This is a genomic window from Paenibacillus oralis (genome assembly GCF_003863965.1).
Taxonomy (GTDB): Bacteria; Bacillota; Bacilli; order Paenibacillales; family Paenibacillaceae; genus Fontibacillus; species Fontibacillus oralis.
In genome coordinates, this window is record NZ_RRCN01000001.1 from 3,088,768 (window position 1) to 3,105,019 (window position 16,252).

At 55.5% G+C, this 16,252-nt stretch carries 14 protein-coding genes; all 14 read left to right on the forward strand.

Going from position 1 to position 16,252, the window contains the following annotated elements; genetic code table 11:
- Positions 1-89 precede the first annotated feature (89 nt).
- The 14 genes from purS to EHV15_RS14090 all read left to right on the forward strand — a co-directional run bounded on the left by purS (position 90) and on the right by EHV15_RS14090 (position 16,214).
- Positions 90-335, forward strand: a complete 246-nt coding sequence (purS, locus tag EHV15_RS14025) for a phosphoribosylformylglycinamidine synthase subunit PurS (RefSeq protein WP_128631757.1) — start codon at positions 90-92, stop codon at positions 333-335.
- 4 nt (positions 336-339) lie between these two features.
- On the forward strand, positions 340-1,029 hold the full coding sequence (gene purQ, locus EHV15_RS14030) for a phosphoribosylformylglycinamidine synthase subunit PurQ (RefSeq protein ID WP_128631758.1): 690 nt from the start codon (positions 340-342) through the stop codon (positions 1,027-1,029).
- Positions 1,007-3,268 (forward strand): phosphoribosylformylglycinamidine synthase subunit PurL, encoded by a 2,262-nt coding sequence (purL, locus tag EHV15_RS14035; RefSeq protein WP_128631759.1) that lies wholly within the window; start codon positions 1,007-1,009, stop codon positions 3,266-3,268. Before purQ ends, purL begins: the two co-directional genes overlap by 23 nt.
- Entirely contained in the window at positions 3,253-4,731 is a 1,479-nt protein-coding gene (gene purF / locus EHV15_RS14040; RefSeq protein ID WP_128631760.1) for an amidophosphoribosyltransferase, read from the forward strand. The genes purL and purF overlap by 16 nt, the downstream gene beginning before the upstream one ends.
- 804 nt (positions 4,732-5,535) lie before the next feature.
- Complete coding sequence (gene purM, locus EHV15_RS14045) at positions 5,536-6,579, forward strand: phosphoribosylformylglycinamidine cyclo-ligase (RefSeq protein WP_128631761.1); 1,044 nt, start codon at positions 5,536-5,538, stop codon at positions 6,577-6,579.
- Positions 6,579-7,205 (forward strand): phosphoribosylglycinamide formyltransferase, encoded by a 627-nt coding sequence (purN, locus tag EHV15_RS14050; RefSeq protein WP_128631762.1) that lies wholly within the window; start codon positions 6,579-6,581, stop codon positions 7,203-7,205. The genes purM and purN overlap by 1 nt, the downstream gene beginning before the upstream one ends.
- Before the next feature lie 93 nt (positions 7,206-7,298).
- On the forward strand, positions 7,299-8,846 hold the full coding sequence (purH, locus tag EHV15_RS14055; RefSeq protein ID WP_128631763.1) for a bifunctional phosphoribosylaminoimidazolecarboxamide formyltransferase/IMP cyclohydrolase: 1,548 nt from the start codon (positions 7,299-7,301) through the stop codon (positions 8,844-8,846).
- Between the two features lie 126 nt (positions 8,847-8,972).
- A complete protein-coding gene (purD, locus tag EHV15_RS14060) occupies positions 8,973-10,238 on the forward strand; it encodes a phosphoribosylamine--glycine ligase (protein ID WP_128631764.1) in 1,266 nt (421 codons plus the stop codon).
- A gap of 120 nt (positions 10,239-10,358) precedes the next feature.
- Entirely contained in the window at positions 10,359-10,580 is a 222-nt protein-coding gene (locus tag EHV15_RS14065; RefSeq protein WP_128631765.1) for a hypothetical protein, read from the forward strand.
- 184 nt (positions 10,581-10,764) lie between these two features.
- Positions 10,765-12,027 (forward strand): threonine ammonia-lyase IlvA, encoded by a 1,263-nt coding sequence (gene ilvA, locus EHV15_RS14070; RefSeq protein ID WP_128631766.1) that lies wholly within the window; start codon positions 10,765-10,767, stop codon positions 12,025-12,027.
- Positions 12,028-12,897: 870 nt separating this feature from the next.
- The gene (locus EHV15_RS14075) at positions 12,898-13,272 is read left to right on the forward strand and encodes a GntR family transcriptional regulator (protein ID WP_128631767.1); all 375 of its coding nucleotides are present in this window, start codon (positions 12,898-12,900) and stop codon (positions 13,270-13,272) included.
- 56 nt (positions 13,273-13,328) lie between these two features.
- Positions 13,329-14,027: an ABC transporter ATP-binding protein gene (locus EHV15_RS14080; protein WP_128635332.1), complete on the forward strand. Its 699-nt coding sequence runs from the start codon at positions 13,329-13,331 to the stop codon at positions 14,025-14,027.
- Complete coding sequence (locus tag EHV15_RS14085) at positions 14,024-14,776, forward strand: hypothetical protein (protein WP_128631768.1); 753 nt, start codon at positions 14,024-14,026, stop codon at positions 14,774-14,776. Before EHV15_RS14080 ends, EHV15_RS14085 begins: the two co-directional genes overlap by 4 nt.
- 25 nt (positions 14,777-14,801) lie before the next feature.
- Positions 14,802-16,214, forward strand: a complete 1,413-nt coding sequence (locus EHV15_RS14090) for an erythromycin esterase family protein (protein WP_246061550.1) — start codon at positions 14,802-14,804, stop codon at positions 16,212-16,214.
- Positions 16,215-16,252: the final 38 nt, after the last annotated feature.

The following is a 16,252-nucleotide window of genomic DNA, read 5'->3' on the forward strand; positions in this document are numbered from 1 at the left end:
AACACACGCGGCGGGGCGCATAAGTCCAAACAGCTGCATAAGTCCAAACAAGCTGCATAAGTCCAAACAATAGGAGGAATACGAGTAACATGATTAAAGCGAACGTTTATGTCACGATCAAGCAAAGTGTACTGGATCCGCAGGGAGTAGCGGTGCAGGGAGCGCTTCATTCCATGGGCTTCAGGGAAGTGGAGAGCGTCCGCATCGGCAAATATATGGAGCTTACGCTGGACACGAACGACCGCTCTGAGGCGGAAGCCCGCGTCAAGGCGATGTGCGAGAAGCTTTTGGCCAATACGGTGGTAGAAGATTACCGCTTTGAATTGGAGGGCTGAATCGATGAAATTCGCGGTACTCGTATTTCCCGGTTCCAACTGTGATATCGACTGTTATAAAGCGGTGGAGGAAGCATTAGGCGAACCCGTCGATTACGTGTGGCATACGGCGACCGATCTTTCCGCGTACGACTGCATCCTGGTTCCCGGAGGCTTTTCCTATGGCGATTACTTGCGCTGCGGGGCGATTTCCCGGTTCGCGCCGGTAATGGCCGAGGTGGCCAAAGCCGCGGAGGAAGGCAAATATATTCTCGGCATCTGCAACGGATTTCAGATTTTGACGGAAGCCGGGCTGCTGCCGGGGACGCTCCGCCGCAACATGTCGCTGAAATTCCGCTGTCATGACACGGTGCTGCGGGTCGAAAACAACGCAAATCCGTTTACAACGCTGTACGCCCCGGGCGAAGAGATTACGATTCCGATCGCGCACGGCGAAGGCAATTATTATTGTGATGAAGAAACGCTGGCTAAATTGCGGCAAAATAACCAGATAATTTTCCGGTATGTGAATAACCCGAACGGGTCAGTGGACGATATCGCCGGCATTTCCAATGAACGCGGCAACGTGGTCGGCATGATGCCCCATCCGGAGCGCGCGGTGAACGCCCTGCTTGGACCTACGGACGGCAAAAAAATGTTTACATCTATTTTGAAGGCTTGGAGGGATCGGCATGAGTCAGCAAGTGTCCGCTAAGGAACCGAATGCAGAGCAAATTGCGGAGCAAGAAATTTACAAACAGATGGGCGTTTCGGATAGCGAATACGAGCTGATCTGCGGGTTTTTGGGCCGCAAGCCGAACTATACGGAAATCGGCGTGTTCAGCGTCATGTGGTCCGAGCACTGCGCCTACAAAAATTCGAAGCCGCTGCTGCGCCGCTTCCCGACCAGCGGACCGCGCGTTCTGATGGGCCCGGGGGAAGGCGCGGGGATCGTCGATATCGGCGACAACCAGGCGGTTGTGTTCAAAATCGAGAGCCATAACCACCCTTCCGCGGTGGAGCCTTATCAGGGAGCAGCGACGGGTGTGGGCGGGATTATCCGCGATATTTTTTCGATGGGGGCCAGACCGGTTGCGCTGCTGAATTCTTTGCGTTTCGGCAAGCTGGAGAGCGAGCGCGTGAAATATTTGTTCGAGCATGTCGTGTCCGGGATCGCCGGGTACGGCAACTGCATCGGCATCCCGACGGTCGGCGGCGAAGTTGTGTTCGACGAAAGCTATGAAGGGAACCCGCTTGTCAACGCGATGTGCGTCGGGCTGATCGACCACGACAAAATCCAGCGCGGCGTCGCCAAAGGCGTCGGCAACCCGGTGTTTTACGTTGGCCCGCCAACCGGCCGCGACGGCATCCACGGCGCGACGTTTGCGTCGGAGGAGTTGACGGAGGAATCCGAGGCGAAGCGGACGGCAGTGCAGGTCGGCGATCCGTTTATGGAAAAGCTGGTGATGGAAGCCTGCCTCGAACTGATCGACACCGGCATCGTGCTGGGGATTCAGGATATGGGCGCGGCCGGGCTAACGTGCTCCAGCGCCGAGATGGCGAGCAAGGCCGGCAACGGTCTGGAGCTGTATCTCGATCAGGTGCCGCAGCGCGAAGAGGGCATGACCGCTTACGAAATGATGTTGTCGGAATCGCAGGAACGGATGCTGTTCGTCGTCGAGCCGAAGGATGAGGCGCAGGCGCGGGAGATTTTTGAGCGCTGGGGCGTTATTTGCGCGAAAGTTGGCAAGGTGACGGACGATGGGCGGTTGAAGTTGTTCCAACACGGAGAACTGGTCGGCGATATGCCGGTGAAGGCGCTTGTGGACGAATGTCCGATTTATGACAAGCCTTCGGCGGTACCGGCTTATTATGAGCAAAACGCTGCGGTGGATACGCAGCGGTATGAAGAGGTGCGCGATCTGGGCGGGGCGCTTGAGCAAGTGTTGTCTTCGCCTTCGCTCGCAAACAAAGCATGGGTCTACGATCAGTACGACTACATGGTGCGCACCAGCACGGCGGTTCGTCCGGGTTCGGACGCGGCGGTCGTGACGATCCACGGCACGCGCAAGGCGCTGGCGATGACGACCGACTGCAACGGCCGGTTCGTGTATCTCGATCCGGAGGTGGGCGGACGCATCGCGGTCAGCGAAGCGGCGCGCAACATCGTGTGCTCCGGGGCCGAGCCGCTGGCGATCACGGACAACCTGAATTTCGGCAGCCCGGAGAAGCCGGATATTTTCTGGCAGATGGAGCGGGCCGTAGATGGCATGGCGGAAGCTTGCCGTGAACTGGATACGCCGGTCATCGGCGGGAACGTCAGCTTGTACAACGAAAACGCCAAAGGCGCGATTTACCCGACGCCGGTTGTCGGCATGGTGGGGCTCGTGCACGATGTGGACCATATTACGACCCAGGGCTTCAAGTCCGAGGGCGACGTGATTTTCCTGCTCGGTGAAACAAAGGCGGAGCTTGGCGGCAGCGAGTTCCAGGCGGTCGTGCATGGCGTGGTTGAAGGGCGTCCGCCACAGTTGGATCTGGCAGTCGAGAAAAAACTGCTGGGCGCTGTGCTTGAAGCGATTCAAAGCGGGCTGGTGCGCTCGGCGCACGACCTGTCCGAAGGCGGGTTGGCCGCGGCGCTGGCGGAATCGTGCATCAGCGGCGGTTTGGGTGCGCAGGTCGATGTGGTTAGCGGCGGGCTGCGTCCGGATGTTTTGCTGTTTAGCGAGTCGCAGTCACGGATTTTGCTATCGGCATCGCCGGATAAGGCGGATGCATTGGAGCGGCTCGTTGCAGAGTGCGGCGTGCCGGTTGTGCGGATCGGTTCCGTTGCAGGCGCGGCTGCCGCTGGGGCAGAGCTGGCCGTTGCGGTGGACGGGGGTTCCGTGCTGAACAAGCCGGTCGAGCAGTTGAAACGCATCTGGGAGGATGTCATTCCATGTCTGATGAAATAATGCCGCGTGGGCTGTGGACAGGAGCATATTACAACGAAGGCGCGGGACGTGTGGATCCGTTCGACACGTTACGGGAGGAGTGCGGCGTGTTCGGCGTGTTCGGCCATCCCGATGCCGCTTCCCTTTCTTATTACGGCCTGCATGCGCTCCAGCATCGGGGTGAAGAAAGCACCGGGATGTGCGTGACGGACGGATCGGAGTTCAATTACCATCGCGGGATGGGGCTCGTCAAGGAAGTGTTTGACCGGGACAAGCTCGTTTCGCTGGTAGGCGACCGCTCGATCGGCCATGTGCGTTATTCGACGAGCGGGGACAGCCGGCTGACGAACGCGCAGCCGCTGATTTTCAAATACCGCGACGGCGATTTGGCGGTGGCGACGAACGGGAACATCGTCAACGCGCCGAAAATTCGCCGCGAGCTGGAGCAAAGCGGCTCGATCTTTCAGACGACCAGCGACACGGAGGTGATCGCGCATTTGATCGCGCGCTCGCCGAAGGATTTTGTCGAGGCGGCGAAGGACGCGCTGGGGCAACTGGTCGGCGGCTTCGCCTTTCTGCTGCTGACCAACGACAAGCTGATCGCCGCCAGCGATCCGAACGGGCTGCGGCCGCTCACGATGGGCCGGCTCGGTGATGCGTACCTGTTCTCGTCCGAGACGTGCGCGTTCGAGGTGATCGGCGCGGAGACGATCCGCGAAATCCAGCCGGGCGAAATGCTGGTGCTGGACGGCAGCGGTCTCCACGAAGACCGTTATACCGAGCCGCAGCGCAAGGCGTTGTGCGCGATGGAATACATCTACTTCGCGCGGCCGGACAGCGATATGAACGGCTCGAATTTGCACGCGAGCCGCAAGCGGATGGGGCAGGTGATGGCGCAGGAGTCTTTTGTCGACGCGGACGTCGTGACCGGCGTGCCCGACTCCAGCATCTCCGCCGCCATCGGCTACGCGGAGCAGACCGGCATCCCTTACGAGCTCGGTCTGATCAAAAACAAATACACCGGCCGGACGTTCATCCAGCCGAGCCAGGAGCTGCGCGAGCAGGGCGTGAAGATGAAGCTGAGCGCGGTGCGCCGCGTTGTGGAGGGCAAACGCGTGGTGATGATCGACGATTCGATCGTCCGCGGCACGACCTCGCGGCGGATCGTCAATCTGCTGCGCGAGGCCGGGGCGACCGAGGTGCATGTGCGCATCACCTCGCCGCCGTTCAAAAACCCCTGCTTCTACGGGATCGACACCCCGGACCGCGGCGAACTGATCGCTTCGTACAAATCCGTCGAGGAAATTTGCCGGGAGATCAATGCGGACACGCTGGAGTTTTTGAGCCCGGAGGGTTTAATCCGGGCGGTAGGCGGCGACAACGCCGGGGATTATAAAGGCGGCCTCTGCATGGCCTGCTTCGACAACGATTACCCGACGCGGACGGATTTTGACGGAGAAGAGAAATACGGGTGTACTTGTTAGGCGGCTTTATTTTACATGATTAAAAATTTTTGAGGGGATGGCTGGAACTCGGGCATATGGTACGAGGCAGTACTGGTGGGTGGCGAGTTACAAGCCGATTTCGATTTAGCCAGCTTACAAGTTGTTATAGTCGAGTGACAGGTTTCTGCGGGCTAACACCGCATAGTGATTGGATATATCCAATAGAGTTGGAAATTAAATGGTAAATACGGCGGTACGATTGGATATTTCCAATAGATGAGGTCCGATAGGGTGCAAAACGGGCGGTTTGAGCGAAATCTATTGGATATTTTCCAATGAGAGTCCAAAATGGCGTTCGATTTCCGGCGATCTATTGGATTTTTTCCAATTAGAGCTGGCAGCGTTGGGGGAATGGGCTGCACAATGGCGGTTTACTAATCGCGCGGTGATTTAGTTCGCGTCGGCGATTAAGCTACTTGTGCTGGCGATTAAACTACTCGTGCGGGCGATTGCGTCGGCCCCTTCGGGCTTTCCTGCAAACAGGTTCCCGAGCAGGTCCCTATCGCCCACTGGAAATCTAACGGTTGCAGCAGCCGCTATTTTGCGAAAAAAGCTCTGTTCTAAATTCTAACGGTTGTCAGCGCCGTTATTTGCCTCGATTTGGGCGTAAATCGCCGGATCTAAGCGAAATAAGCACTATAGCAACCGTTAGAATTCGAATATCAACGTTATTGGCGGAAATAGCGGCTGTGGCAACCGTTAGCCTGGTTTCGTCTAGTTGGTTTTGCGGTTACAAAGAAACGCATGTCCCCAAAAAATAAACCTAAGGAGTGTGTCCTTCTCGTGTCAGAAGCATACAAAAACGCCGGCGTCGATATTGCGGCCGGGAATGAAGCCGTGGAGCGGATGAAAAAACACGTCAAGCGGACGTTTCGTCCGGAAGTGATGACGGATCTGGGCGGCTTCGGGGCTTTGTTCGGATTGAACAAAGACAAATATGAGGAGCCGGTTCTGGTCTCCGGGACGGACGGCGTGGGCACTAAACTGAAAATCGCGTTTGCGATGGATAAGCACGATACGATCGGCATCGACGCGGTAGCGATGTGCGTCAACGACATCGTCGTGCAGGGCGCGGAGCCGTTGTTTTTCCTCGATTACCTCGCCTGCGACAAGGTCGTTCCTGAGAAAATCGAGGCGATCGTCGCCGGGATCGCCGAAGGCTGCAGCCAGTCCGGCTGCGCGCTGATCGGCGGCGAAACCGCCGAAATGCCGGGCATGTACGGCGAAGGCGAATACGACATCGCCGGCTTCACCGTCGGCGTCGTCGACAAGCGCAAAATCGTCAACGGCAGCACCATTGCTCCCGGCGATACGGTGATCGGCCTCGCTTCCAGCGGCGTGCACAGCAACGGCTTTTCGCTGGTGCGCAAGCTGCTGCTGGAGGAGGCCGGATACAGCCTGCAGGATACGCTGCCGGAGCTCGGCGGACAGAAGCTTGGGGACGTGCTGTTGACGCCGACCAAGCTGTACGTAAAGCCGGTGCTTTCCCTGCTGGAACGGGTCGACGTCAAAGGCATGGCGCACATTACGGGCGGCGGATTTATCGAAAATATTCCGCGTGTGCTGCCGGAAGGCGTAAACGTGGAGATCGAATCCGGCTCGTGGCCGATTTTGCCGATCTTTGAGCTATTGCAGCAAAAGGGCAGCGTCAGCAGCCGCGACATGTTCACCACCTTCAACATGGGGATCGGGCTGGTCATCATCGTTGCCGCCGATCAGGCGGAAGCAGCCCTGCAAACGCTGCGCGAAGCCGGCGAAAGCCCGTACGTCATCGGCAAAGTGACCGCAGGCCGCCGGGAAGTGACGTTTGCCGGGGCGGACGTGTAATGGCGGCGGGTTTTCGGATCGCGGTGTTCGCCTCCGGGCAGGGCAGCAATTTTCAAAATTTGCTGGATGCTTCCCGGGCGGGAACCCTTGGTGCGGACATCGTGCTGTTGGTGTGCGACAAACCTCAGGCCCTCGTCGTTGAACGGGCTCGCAAGGCCGGCGTCGACTGCTTTCTTTTTCAGCCCAAGGACTATGCGCGGCGGGAAGACTATGAGGCGGAAATCGCTGCCGAGCTGGACAAGCGGCAGATCGACCTGGTCGTTTTGGCTGGGTATATGCGGCTGTTGACCCCTGTGCTGGTGGAGCCTTACGCGGGAAAAATGATCAACATCCATCCTTCGCTGCTTCCGGCTTTTCCGGGCAAAAACGCGATCGGGCAAGCGTGGGACTACGGCGTCAAACTGACCGGCATAACGGTGCATTTGGTCGACGGGGGAATGGATAGCGGCGCTGTGATCGCCCAAAAACCGGTGGAGATTCTCGCCTCGGATACCCTGGAGTCGCTGGAGGCCAGGATTCATGCCGCGGAACAGCAGTTGTACCCGCAAGTCGTGTCGTGGTTTGCCAAAAACCGTATTAAGGTAGACGGCCGCAAAGTGACGATTCTGTCGGATGAGGAACAATAGGGCATACTTTTATAGGACATAAAGTGCGCAGGGCTTTCGATATTTCCCGAGAAATATCGGGCATGATTCGCCAAATTAAAGGAGGGGCCGATTTTGAGTATCAAAAGAGCGCTGGTAAGCGTGTCGGATAAAACGGGGATCGTGGATTTTTGCCGCGAGCTGTCACAGTTGGGCGTGGAGATCATTTCGACGGGGGGAACGAAGAACCTGCTGTCGAAGGAAGGAGTGCCGGTGATCGGCATTTCCGATGTGACCGGTTTTCCGGAAATTTTGGACGGACGTGTCAAAACGCTGCACCCGGCTGTCCACAGCGGGCTGCTGGCGATCCGCGACAGCGAAGAGCATCAGGCGCAAATGAAGGAGCTGGGTCTGGATTACATCGACCTGGTCGTTGTTAACCTGTATCCGTTCCAGGAGACGATCGCCAAGCCGGACGTGAGCTATGAGGATGCGATTGAAAATATCGACATCGGCGGGCCGACCATGCTGCGTTCCGCGGCCAAAAACCACGCCTTCGTCAGCGTGGTCGTCGATGCGGCCGATTACGGCACGGTCCTTGCGGAAATCCGCGCGGGCGGGGATACGACGCTGGACACGCGCAAACGGCTTGCGGCCAAAGTTTTCCGCCATACGGCGGCTTACGATGCCCTGATTTCCGATTATTTGTCGAAGGTGACCGGCGATCCGCTGCCGGAACGCTACACCGTGACCTATGAGAAAATCCAGGATTTGCGCTACGGCGAAAATCCGCACCAACAAGCGGCGTTCTACCGCAAACCGCTGGCCGCGGCGGATACGCTGACCAATGCGGAGCAGCTGCACGGCAAGGAATTGTCCTACAACAACATCAACGACGCCAATGCGGCGCTGCAAATCGTGAAAGAATTCGAGGAGCCGGCTGTCGTTGCGGTGAAGCATATGAACCCTTGCGGGGTAGGGGTAGGCTCCAGCATTTTGGAGGCCTATCAAAAGGCGTATGAGGCCGATCCGGTGTCGATCTTCGGCGGCATCGTTGCCGCCAACCGCATCATTGATGCCGATACGGCGGCGCTGCTTAAGGAGATTTTCCTGGAGATCATTTTGGCGCCGGGCTTTACCGAGGAAGCGCTGGACATTTTGACGAAAAAGAAAAACATCCGCCTCTTGAAGCTCGGCGGCCTGGAGCTCGGCAGCAAACGCAGCAGCCAGTTCGTCGTGACCTCGATCGACGGCGGCATGATCGTTCAGGAGAGCGACGTTCATGTGCTGAAGGAATCGGACCTGCAGGTCGTCACGGACCGCAAGCCGACGGAGGAAGAACTCAAGCAGCTGCTGTTTGGCTGGAAAGTAGTTAAGCATGTGAAATCCAATGCGATTGTGCTGGCCAAGGACGATATGACGATCGGCGTCGGCGCTGGTCAGATGAACCGCGTGGGCGCGGCGAAAATCGCCATCGAGCAGGCCGGGGAGAAGTCGAAAGGCAGCGTGTTGGCCTCGGATGCGTTTTTCCCGATGGGCGATACGCTGGAAGCCGCGGCCAAGGCCGGCATTACGGCGGTTATTCAGCCTGGCGGCTCGGTGAAGGACGAGGAGTCGATCAAGGTCGCGAACGAGTACGGCATCGCCATGGTATTTACCGGCGTCCGCCATTTCAAACATTAAGCCTCGGCTCCAAACGGCAGACCGCTGCGGCGTGCGGCGGCCTGCCGTTTTTCGGATTATACGCGGGGGAAATGAGTGATTAGCGTCATTACGGTCCGCTTGCGGGCAATTAGGAGGAGACGACAAATGGATATATTGGTGATTGGCGGGGGCGGGCGCGAGCACGCGATTTGCTGGAGCTTGGCGAAAAGCCCCAAAGCCGGCAAGCTTTATTGCGCCCCGGGCAACGCGGGAATCGGCCAGGTGGCTGAACTGGTTCCGATTCAGGTGCATGAATTCGACAAGCTGGCCGCGTTTGCCGAGGAGAAGGGCGTCGGCTTGGTTGTGGTCGGGCCTGACGATCCGCTGGCCGATGGCATTGTCGACGTGTTCGAGGCTAAGAACATTCCGGTGTTCGGTCCGCGCAAAAACGCGGCGCATATCGAAGGCAGCAAAACGTTTATGAAGGATTTGCTGAAAAAATACGGTATTCCGACAGCGGCTTACGAGAAGTTCGACAGCTATGAGCCAGCCTTGGCGTATTTGCGCAGCCGGCCGGTGCCGATCGTCATTAAGGCGGACGGGCTGGCGGCGGGCAAAGGCGTGACGGTCGCCTTCACTCGCGAACAGGCGGAAGCGGCTTTGAAGGACATTATGGTCGAGAAGGTGTTCGGTGAGTCCGGAAGCCAGGTTGTTATCGAAGAATTTCTCGAAGGCCAGGAAATGTCGATCCTTTCGTTCGTGGACGGGGAAACGGTGCGGCCGATGGCGGCGGCGCAGGATCACAAGCAGGTTTACGACGGCGACAAAGGGCAGAACACGGGCGGCATGGGCACCTATTCCCCGCTGCCGCACATCGCCCCCGGCATCATTGAAGAAGCGGTCGAAACGATCATCAAACCGACGGCCAAGGCGATGGTGGCCGAAGGCCGGCCTTTCCGCGGCGTATTGTTCGCCGGGCTGATGATTACGCCGGACGGCAAGCCGAAAACGATCGAATTCAACGCCCGCTTCGGTGATCCGGAAACCCAGGTCGTGCTGCCGCGGCTGAAAAGCGATCTGCTCGATATTTTCCTGGCGGCGGTCAATGGCACCTTAGATCAGGTAGAAATCGAGTGGAGCGACGAAGCGGCCGTGTGCGTCGTGCTGGCTTCTGGCGGTTATCCGGCTTCCTATCCGAAAGGTCTGCCGATCCAGGGCTTGGACGAGGTGCGGGAAGCCCTCGTGTTCCATGCCGGAACGGCCCGGAACGAAGCCGGCGCGTGGGTTACGAACGGCGGCCGTGTTCTGGGCGTCGTCGGACTCGGACAGTCAATCGCCGAAGCGCGGGACAAAGCTTACCAAGCCGCGGAGCGCATCACATTTGAGGGCAAGCACAACCGTACGGATATCGCCGCCAAGGCGCTCGTTTAAGGAAGAGCTGGCAGGATTCAGGTTCCGGTATAAGGATAATCCGCTCTTTTTTCGCGCATGTTAAGGGAGAATGGGGAGTATAGTCCCTGTCATTCTCTGATTGCGGGAGGCGGCATCATCATGAGCGACAAAATGAAGGAAATGCTTCCGGTATCGCGCGAAGAAGTGGAAGTAAGCGGCGTGTACCGGGACGAGCTGGGGCGCGAGGAGTACTTGCGGAAGGGCGAGGAATTTCCGTCCGATCCGGTGTACGGGACGATGGAGTGGGAGCTTAAAGAGCTTGCTCAGGAGAAAAACTCCAAGGGGCATACCGATGACCGTTTGATTCCGAAAAAAGACTGATCCGCTCACACGAAGCCTCTCCGGCCTGCCGGCCTAAGCGCCGGATCTGCCGGAGAGGCTTTTTTGCAGACTGCCCGTTGGCGGGGATTTCCTCGATTGCATCGGAAAATGACTTGAATGGAAAGCGGTTTTAGGTGTACTTTTATAAGAATGAGAGAAATAGAGCCAAAGTGAGGAGAAAGCGATGAAGCAGGCGGAACGCCAAACGTTAGGGATGGAAGATATCGTCAAAGCGCATCATGTGCTGAGCGAGGTTGTGGTGCGGACTCCGCTGCAACTGGATGCGACGTTATCGTTAAGATACGGCTGTAACGTATATTTAAAAAGGGAGGATCTCCAGGTCGTGCGTTCTTTCAAAATTCGCGGGGCCTACAATATGATCCGCAGCCTCCAGCCGGAGGATTTGGAGCGGGGGATCGTCTGCGCGAGCGCCGGCAACCATGCGCAAGGTGTGGCTTTTTCCTGCAACGCGCTTGGCATCCGGGGCAAAATCTTTATGCCGAGCACGACGCCAAACCAGAAAATTAAGCAGGTGAAACGCTTTGGCGGCGAACATGTCGAGGTGGTGCTGACCGGTGACACGTACGACGACGCTTATGAAGAAGCGATGAAGGCGTGCACCGAGGGCGGGATGACGTTCATCCACCCGTTTGATGACCCGAAAATCGTCGCCGGCAACGGGACGATCGGCATGGAAATCATGGAAAACCTCAATGTGCCGGCCGACTATGTGTTTGTGACGATCGGCGGCGGGGGCCTGGCGTCTGGCGTGGGCACGTATTTGAAAACGGTCAGCCCGGAGACGAAAGTGATCGGGGTTGAACCTGCGGGTGCGGCTTCGATGACGGAAGCGTTAAAGCAGAAGCATGTGGTGACACTGGAAGCGATCGACAAGTTTGTGGATGGTGCGGCGGTCAAACGTGTGGGCGATTTGAATTATGAAATCTGCGCGAGGATCCTCGACGATATCGTTCAGGTGCCGGAGGGCAAGGCGTGCACGACGATTTTGGAGTTGTACAACGACAGCGCCATCGTCGTGGAACCGGCCGGGGCGCTGCCGGTGTCCGCGCTTGACATGTACCGCGAGCAAATCCGCGGCAAAAACGTCGTCTGCATCATCAGCGGCGGGAACAACGACATCGACCGGATGCAGGAAATGAAGGAGCGCTCGTTGATCTATGAGGGGCTGAAGCATTATTTCCTGATCAATTTCCCGCAGCGCGCCGGCGCCCTGCGCGAGTTCCTGGAGCAGGTGTTGGGCCCGAACGACGACATCACCCGGTTCGAATACACGAAAAAGCACAACAAGGAAAACGGCCCGGCCCTGGTTGGCATCGAGCTAAGCGACAAGGCGGATTATGAAGCGCTGATCGGCAGAATGGCCTCGAAAGGCATCGCCTATACCGAGCTGAACCGTGACTTGAACCTGTTTAATTTGCTGATTTGATGTTTCTGGCGCCCCCTCATTGGAAAAATCCAATAGAATGCCGGGAATCGGTCGCCATTTTGAGCGCTCATTGGAAATATCTAATAGATTTCGCTTAGTTCGCCTGTTTTGTGCCCTGCCTAGTCCAATCTATTGGAAATATCCAATCAGGGTACTGTATTTTTAATCAATATCCGATTCTATTGGATAAATCCAATGAGGCGGTACTAGCGTTGCATCAAATCTGATCTGACAAGATATATTTTTCAACTGCACTGATGCTCTAACGGATGCCATAAGCGCTATTTGCTCCAAAAACGTTGATTTCAAATTCTAACGGTTGCCATGGGGCTTATTTCACTTGAATCCGGCTCTTTTTGCTTAGATTCAGGCAAATAACGGCGTTCACAACCGTTAGAAATTGGAATAGGTCTTTTTTCGGAAATTAGCCGCTAATACAACCGTTAGATTTCCGGGTAACAGTTCCGGCCAGCAGTTCCGGGAAATCTTGAGCAAAAGTTAATGCAACGTTAGTGATGGAGCAGCGAAAAATAAGGCGATTTCGGCAGGTTTATTGCCGAGGTAACATCATCGAAACGGTGTGGCCGCAACAAACATGCCCGTTATAGTGTAATATCCAGCCTTCTCCGACAATTGTCAGAGGAGGCTTCTTTACTTTTTAAAAAAGGGCTTTACAATACCGATATACTAGTGTACTATCTAACTATAACACTAATACATTGAAGGAGTGGTTTTGTGCAGCAACCTATGCGGAAAACGAAATTCCCGAAGCCGGCGGGCTTGAGCTTAATTAACGGGATCAACGGGATGCCGCCCCATCAAACAAAGGCGCTGCCGGCGGCATAATGGCGGAAAGGAGCTGACCCGAACGTGGGCATCGAATTCGATAATAATCTGCCGATTTATTTGCAAATCATGAACTATTTGAAAAAGGAGATCGTGACCGGCAAATTGAAGGCCGGGGACAAAATCCCTTCCGTGCGAGAATTGGCAGCCGAACTGCAAATCAACCCGAATACCGTGCAGCGGACTTTTCAGGAATTGGAGCGTGAGGCCGTCGTGGAAACGAAACGCGGACTCGGAAGATATGTGACAAGCGAGGAATCGAAAATTATGACGATCAAAAAAGAAATGGCTGGCGATTTGCTCGACCGCTTTATCGGCGGGATGCAGGAGCTTGGCTTCAGCAATCAGGATATCGCGGCGATTGTCGCGGAAGCCGTGAAAGGCGAAAAACGAGGATAGGAGGGGGGACGATGAATCAGATGGATCGGAAAGATCGTATAGATCGGATGGATCAGATGGATCAACTATTGGAGCTGAAAGGCGTGTCCAAATCGTACGGCAGCAAAAAGGCGCTGCGCGGCGCATCTTTCGGCATCGGCAAGGGAAAAATCGTCGGCCTGCTCGGTACGAACGGCAGCGGCAAAAGCACGCTGATGAAGATTGTCGCCGGTTTGATTCCGGCTTCTAACGGACAAATAACGGTTGACGGCACGCTTGTGGGGCAGAAGACCAAGTCGCTCGTCTCTTTTATGCCGGACCGGCCGCTGACGGAATCATGGATGAAGGTGCGTGACGCGGTAGGGTTTTACCGGGATTTTTACGCCGATTTTGACGAGGAGAAGGCCCGGACGATGCTGAAGTTTATGCAGCTGAATGAAGGGGATAAAATCAGCTCGCTGTCCAAAGGGATGAATGAGCGGCTGCAGCTTACGCTAACCCTGTCGCGGAACGCCAAGCTGTATTTGCTGGATGAACCGATTGGAGGCGTAGACCCGGTAGCGCGGGCCAAAATTTTGGATGCAATCGTGGAGTTTTACAGCGAAGACAGCAGCTTGATCGTTTCTACGCATTTGGTGCGGGACATCGAGCGGATTTTTGATGAGGTGTTGTTTATCCGCGACGGGGAGATCGTGCTGCAAGAGGAAGTCGAAAACTTGCGGATCAAATACGGTAAAAGCGTAGACGACATGTTTAAAGAGGTGTTTGCGGAATGATGAAACTGCTGAAATATGACTTGAAACGGAATGCCAATACCTTTTTGGGGATGGCGGCGATCCTGGTGATTGTGCAGGCCGTGTTGTCGATCGTCGGCAATGTCAAGGGTTGGGACGACGGGCTGATTATAGCTTTCAACATCATTTTGTACGTGTCGGCGGGTATTATCATGCTGGTGCTCGTATGCAAAACCTTTGAGGCCAATATCAAGGCGTACAACCGTAGACTGCTGCCGGTCCACCCGGCCTGGACCGTGCTGTCATCGCTGCTGCTCGGCCTGGTTACGGCGGCTGTGTTCGTAGCGGTTATGTTCACCCATGCCTTGTTATATCTCCATTTTAAGGGGATTCCGTACGATCTGGCTTTTGGGCTGGCAAGCGTGAAAGATTGGCTCGAGATCATCTTGGTGGCGGTGTGGGGATATACCGTGCTGGTATTGACCATTTTCACGGCGATCACCATCGGCGCGAGCATCAGCATCCGGGGAAAAGCGGGAACTTGGATCGGAATCGTCTCTTTCTTTGTGATCATTAACTTGATGAGCTGGCTGGAAAGCCTGTTGTTCGGGAACAGCGACTCATCTGATTTAAGCCTTGGGGTTTTCCGCGGGAGCACGAATGATGCGCTTACGGTGGCAACGGGCGGCATAGAGTTTCTGAGCATTGCCCAGTTCCTGTTTGAAGCGGTGTTTGCGGGATTGATGTTCTACGCTACGATTTATTTATTGAGCAAAAAAATGGAAATTTAGAAAAGTTAATTTGGGAGATAAGATAATGATGAAAAAGGGATTAAATAAACTGGCCGGAGCCATGTTATCTTTAGCAGTAGTCTGTTCCATGCTGCCGGCACCCGCAAGCGCTGCGGCGGCGGTCTCCTCCGGAGGTCAGAAAGAGTGGCTGCGGCAAAACGCCCATGAATTAACGTCGCTGGAGTCCGAAGATTATAGCGATCTCGCCTTTTTAAAGCCGCTGCTGAAAGACAAAACGGTCGTCAGCCTTGGAGAAAATTTTCACCAGGTGGCCGAATACAGCAGCGTAAAAACAAGGCTGATCAAATTTTTACATGAAGAGATGGACTTTGACGTGATCGCCTTTGAATCGGGAATGGGGGATGCGGCGGCCGTATTCGAAACCCGGGATTCCCTTACCCCGGAGGAGATGATGAAGGCTTCCATTTTTCCGATCTGGCATTCCAAGGAAACGCTGGAGCTGTTCGATTATATCAAGGAGCAGGGAAAGGGCGACGATCCACTGTACCTGGCGGGATATGACAATCAGTTTACTGACTATTATTTGACCCAGTTTATCGGCGGGGTGATTGCAAAGCTGGACGTCGATAAGGGGAAAGCTTTCGCACAAATGGAAATTCAGGCGATCTCGGATTGGTATGAAGTTCTTAATAAATACGAGCTTTTTAGCAAGGATCCGGCTTACAAAAAGGAAATGCAGGCCGTGGTAGACAAATATGTGCCTCAATATCAAGAGGTCATCAAATATGTGGAGCAGCACCGTACCGAACTAAAGGCTGAACTAAAAGCTGTTTTCCCTAACCAGCCCAAAATCGATGAAATTATCCTGAAATCCTTAAGCGACCATGTCGCCTTTCTGGAGAGCGGATTGAAGGATGTGAAGGACGCATATTCTTCCCGGGACGAGTTGATGACGGAAAATCTGGAATGGGTGATGCAGACGTTGTATCCGGGGAAAAAGGTGATTTTGTGGGCCCACAATGACCATCTGGCCAAAAACACCTCGAAAATGCGGGTCAAGCAAGACGGCAAGTGGACGAACAGCTTTACGAGCATGGGTGAACTGATGCACCGGAAGCTGAAGGATAAAATGTATGTGATCGGGCTCTACATGAATCGCGGTTCATCGCTAACGCTTTCGGGCAAGCCTTTTACCATCCGGCCGGCGACCAAAGGCAGCCTGGAGCACCTGATCATGCAAAGCGGTTACGCCAATTCCTTTATTGATTTGAGCCAGCATAAAGTGAAGAAGGGTCAGAATGCCTGGATGTTCCGGCCGATCTACGCTTCCGAGGACGGCATGACCACGGAGCAGGTGCTGCCGAATGTGATGCGGTTTATCCCGAAGGAGCAGTATGACGGAATTATCGTCATCGACAAGGTGAAAGCTCCAACGCCTGTGCACTCCTCCAACGAGGAATCAATGACCAGCGAGTAAATATAAAACGGGCCATAAGCAGCTATAAGGCTGCTTAT

What these genes read in the sequence shown, in the direction of transcription:
- EHV15_RS14080 (WP_128635332.1), top strand. Translation starts at nt 13,329, where the DNA reads ATGGATCAACTATTGGAGCTGAAAGGCGTGTCCAAATCGTACGGCAGC.
- EHV15_RS14090 (WP_246061550.1), top strand. Translation starts at nt 14,802, where the DNA reads ATGATGAAAAAGGGATTAAATAAACTGGCCGGAGCCATGTTATCTTTA.
- purD (WP_128631764.1), top strand. Translation starts at nt 8,973, where the DNA reads ATGGATATATTGGTGATTGGCGGGGGCGGGCGCGAGCACGCGATTTGC.
- EHV15_RS14085 (WP_128631768.1), top strand. Translation starts at nt 14,024, where the DNA reads ATGATGAAACTGCTGAAATATGACTTGAAACGGAATGCCAATACCTTT.
- purN (WP_128631762.1), top strand. Translation starts at nt 6,579, where the DNA reads ATGGCGGCGGGTTTTCGGATCGCGGTGTTCGCCTCCGGGCAGGGCAGC.
- purL (WP_128631759.1), top strand. Translation starts at nt 1,007, where the DNA reads ATGAGTCAGCAAGTGTCCGCTAAGGAACCGAATGCAGAGCAAATTGCG.
- ilvA (WP_128631766.1), top strand. Translation starts at nt 10,765, where the DNA reads ATGAAGCAGGCGGAACGCCAAACGTTAGGGATGGAAGATATCGTCAAA.
- purF (WP_128631760.1), top strand. Translation starts at nt 3,253, where the DNA reads ATGTCTGATGAAATAATGCCGCGTGGGCTGTGGACAGGAGCATATTAC.
- purQ (WP_128631758.1), top strand. Translation starts at nt 340, where the DNA reads ATGAAATTCGCGGTACTCGTATTTCCCGGTTCCAACTGTGATATCGAC.
- purS (WP_128631757.1), top strand. Translation starts at nt 90, where the DNA reads ATGATTAAAGCGAACGTTTATGTCACGATCAAGCAAAGTGTACTGGAT.
- EHV15_RS14065 (WP_128631765.1), top strand. Translation starts at nt 10,359, where the DNA reads ATGAGCGACAAAATGAAGGAAATGCTTCCGGTATCGCGCGAAGAAGTG.